Genomic DNA, 639 nt, shown 5'->3' with positions numbered 1-639 from the left:
TTCATTTTTTACGTCCATTTTGGCTAACTTGCTTGCTAGCACTGCCTTTTGTCTGGCTTATCCTGCGGCAGTTTAATCAACGAAGCGGAGATTGGAGCCGAAGCATCGACCCTGAGCTTTTGAAGCATTTAACTCCTGCATCCAGTGATAATGAATCAGGCAAAAAAAACTGGCCGCCAATTTTGTTGTTATTGCTAGCCATTATTGGGCTTTCTGGCCCGAGCTGGGAACAAAAACCTAGGCCCGTTGCACAACTACAAGACGATATGGTAGTCATTCTTGACCTATCCGTATCAATGCTTGCCACCGATGTAAAACCCAGCAGACTCGTTAGAGCAAAGCAGAAACTTCACGACCTGCTAGCACTGCGCACAGAAGGAAACACCTCACTTATCGTATTTTCTGGGGATAGTCATATCGTTACACCCTTAACAGATGACATAAATACAATCAAAGCCAGCCTTGAAGCACTTGACCCTTTTATTATGCCGGTTATCGGAAGCAGACCAGATAATGCCGTGAACCAAGCAATTGAGCTATTCAAACAAAACAACTCACGATCAGGTCGCGTTATCCTGATTGCAGACAGTAGCACGCAAGAGCAAAATGAACGTATTTCAGATGCCTTGAGTAGCAAGA

At 44.6% G+C, this 639-nt stretch carries 1 protein-coding gene; it reads left to right on the top strand.

The annotated features are described in order from the left end of the window. Nucleotides 1-32: 32 nt before the first annotated feature. Nucleotides 33-639, top strand: a 607-nt coding sequence (locus tag A3766_RS07900; protein ID WP_156508774.1) for a VWA domain-containing protein, incomplete at its 3' end; no start/stop codon positions are given.

It is taken from the genome of Oleiphilus sp. HI0132 (assembly GCF_001635845.1).
Note: the sequence above shows the minus strand (reverse complement) of the source record. Positions and strands in the feature narration are given on the sequence as shown.